The organism is Thermogutta sp., from assembly GCF_014359955.1.
Classification (GTDB): domain Bacteria; phylum Planctomycetota; class Planctomycetia; order Pirellulales; family Thermoguttaceae; genus Thermogutta.
In genome coordinates this window covers 1-3,046 of record NZ_JACIYL010000548.1, presented here as the reverse complement: position 1 = coordinate 3,046, position 3,046 = coordinate 1, and the positions used below count along the sequence as shown (strand labels likewise).

The window sequence follows — 3,046 nt, the reverse complement described above, 5'->3', positions numbered from 1 at the left end:
GGCCTGATGTGATACGTGCGTATTGTAAAGGATTTCGATTATGGGGAATCCCTTTCCGCCAGGATATCCAGCCTCGGCAAGGAGCCGGCGGGCGGTTGCGGGATCGTAGTCCGGCATTTGTGGCGGCTGATAGGGAATGTAATTCGCAATGGCTGGAGGAACAAAGCTCATCGCTGGTTCCTGGCCCGTTTGAAGAATTCGGCTGATGATCTCACGTTTGTCGATAGCCAGGCCGAGAGCCCGACGTACCCGGGGATCATCCAGTGGCGGCCGACGTGTATTGACGATGTAATACTCCACCGCCAGATAGGGGGACGGCTGAAAGTCCTTTCGCTTCTGCCGCAGAAGCTCTCCTACAACTTCGTTGGGAACCACAGGAATCCAGTCCGCCGCACCGGTCATGTACAGATTGAGTCCCGTAATGGCCGATTCCGCCGCCAAGACATCCACCGTATTTAGCCGAACATTCTCGCGATCCCAATACCAGGGATTTTTCGCCAGGCGAATCCGATCGCGAATCCGGCGGTACTGGAGCACGAACGGCCCGTTCGACACGATGTTCTCGGGCTTGGTCCAGGCGGGATAACCGTATTTCTCAATACAGTGCCGTGGCACCGGCATCATTGGGAAAAATCCGATGATCTGAAGAAAGTACGGCACCGGATGGTTGAGCGTCATCTGCAGGGTGAACCGATCGAGCACCTTGATGCCCACATGCTCAAAGTCGAAAAGCAACCACCGATAAGAGCGGGCCCGCGGATCACGCGGCCGCTGGCCTTCTCGCTCGGGTTTCTGAAAATATTCCCTGCGGCCGTCGATCTCCACTACGTAAATCGGCGAAGCCTCGGTTTGATTCTCGTCCGTTCCGGTCGGACCAGCTTCAATGGCGACGAGCCTGCCGCGAAGAATCACACCGGATGCATAAGGAGGAGCTCCCGGCGGCTTTTCTTCCAATTCGATCTCGACGGGATCCCCCACCTCGACCCGTCCGGAAGTGTATTTTTCCGCGTTCACCACGTACCAGAGCTCATAGGCGTATTCGGACGCCGTTTCCGGATGGAGGAGGCGGCGGAAAGACCAGCGAAAATCCTCGGCCGTCAAAGGCGTGCCATCCGACCAGTAAGCGTTTTTGCGAAGGTGAAAGGTGTAAACTTTCTTGTCGTCGGAAATCTCCCAGCTTTCGGCCACCCCGGGACGCGGCGCGAGCGTTTTTGGGTCGTAGGTGGTCAGCCCTTCAAAAATCGCCCAAACCACCCTGCCCTCCGGCTGCCCGGTCACAAGCGCTGGGTCAACGGTTTTGATTTCCGTTCCGTTACAGAAGGAGAAATCTGCGGGCGGTTCTCCGGGCCTCCAAAAGGCCCAAACCAAACCGATCACCCCCAGGGCAATCACACCATAAGCGACGATAAACCGACCTGTCATGCCTTGCCGCGGGATTTACGGGTTCACCAAGCTTCCTCAAGGCCCATTTCCAAATGGTTACTGTTCCGTCCGTCAAGCCTACGTCCGACTACAGCTCAGCTCGTCGGCGATACGGAATCATCGCCCCGAACGATTTCCTTCCGTTTTCTATTCGCCGCGCCAGCGACCGGACATTACCAGGCGTTTGATGTGGTTCACCATCGCCTGCGCAGCACGCGCGCGATGGCTGAGACACCCCTTCACCGCAAGCCCAAGCTCCGCAAATGTCCGGTGATACTCGGGAATTTCGAAGACCGGATCGTAACCGAATCCATGAACACCACGGGGGGCGTCGGTGATCCGTCCCCGGCATACCCCCGTCGTTTCGGCCACAATCTCACCGGCAGGGTCGGCCAGCACCATATGGCAGACGAACTGGGCGGTCCGGCGTTCCGGAGGAACATCTTTGAGTCGCTGGAGTAAAAGCTCAATATTTCTGCGATCGTCCCGCGGTTCACCGGCATAGCGTGCGGACAGGACTCCCGGTTCTCCCCCAAGGGCGTCCACCATCAGGCCGGCATCTTCCGCCAGCACCCACTGCCCGATTGCCCGAGCATATCCCACAGCTTTAAGCCGGGCGTTTTCGGCGAAGGTGTTTCCGGTCTCTTCCACTTCTGGAATTCCAGAAAACTCAGCCAGAGAGCGCCACACCACGGGAGTGTCGGCAAGAAGGTCCTGAAGCTCTCTGACCTTATGCGCGTTTCCTGTGCCCAAAACGCCTGTTGGTGGGGTCATAATATCTTGAACGCCTCCGTTTCGATCCGCAGTTCTCGCCGGGACAACGTTTCAAGGATTACCAAATATCGCGCAATCAAAAATATATTCTTCCTCGATGTTCTTCGACATGACAGATTGAGGCCGCATCGGTCCTCCGTTTTGTCTTATGGTAACAGAATCTCCCTCGGCACGCAGACGTTGCCCGATCCGGGTTGCTTGAATCCATTTTCACACAGAACCAAGATCGCAGGCTGGTCCGGTGCTTGCAATCTTGCTTCGATAGGATTATCCTATCCGCGTTGTCCTTTCTTCCAAGACTGTGCAGACATCGGGAGAGACTTGAAAGGCCCTATTTTCCTAATTACGATGGCCATTAGACTGGCGGTGCAGGTCGGGCCTTTTCCCCGATGGCAACGGGTGAATGGAATGCTTCGACATCACCCGAGCCGGCGCAGTAGGCTGTGACGGGAAGAAAGCGAGGGGAGTGTTGTTGGCACAGGACGTCGGCTTTTAGCACCGGTCAATTGTGGGAATCATTCTGCCTCGGGAGTGAGCTCAATGTTGCGGACAATCCTTTGCGTCCTCGCGGCAGGGTTTGCTGTCGGTGCTGCCTCGTTGATGGCACAGGACAGTATTCTCAGTCAGCTCTATGGTCAAGGCGTGCACAAGTATTTTGCCCGGGATTATTCCGGGGCCTTTGAAGATTTCAACGCCGCCATCGAGAATGGGAGTGACGACCCCCGCTGTTATTATTTTCGCGGCCTCACCTATCTCCAGTTGGGTCGAGAGGATGAAGCAAAAGAGGATTTCAAAAAGGGGGCCGAACTGGAAATGAAATCTGCCACAAAGTTCTTTAACGTGAGTCGGG

General features: G+C 56.1%; 3 protein-coding genes. 1 reads left to right on the top strand and 2 read right to left on the bottom strand.

Features of this window, described 5'->3' with window-relative positions:
• Together H5U08_RS14220 and rdgB are read right to left on the bottom strand one after the other, a co-directional pair.
• On the bottom strand, positions 1-1,422 hold a 1,422-nt coding region (locus H5U08_RS14220; RefSeq protein WP_297034418.1), incomplete at its 3' end, for a peptide ABC transporter substrate-binding protein.
• Positions 1,423-1,569: 147 nt separating this feature from the next.
• On the bottom strand, positions 1,570-2,196 hold the full coding sequence (gene rdgB / locus H5U08_RS14215; protein WP_297034415.1) for an RdgB/HAM1 family non-canonical purine NTP pyrophosphatase: 627 nt from the start codon (positions 2,194-2,196) through the stop codon (positions 1,570-1,572).
• A 540-nt stretch (positions 2,197-2,736) separates the two neighbouring features.
• Here rdgB and H5U08_RS14210 point away from each other — a divergent pair.
• Positions 2,737-3,046, top strand: a 310-nt coding sequence (locus H5U08_RS14210; protein ID WP_297034411.1) for a tetratricopeptide repeat protein, incomplete at its 3' end; no start/stop codon positions are given.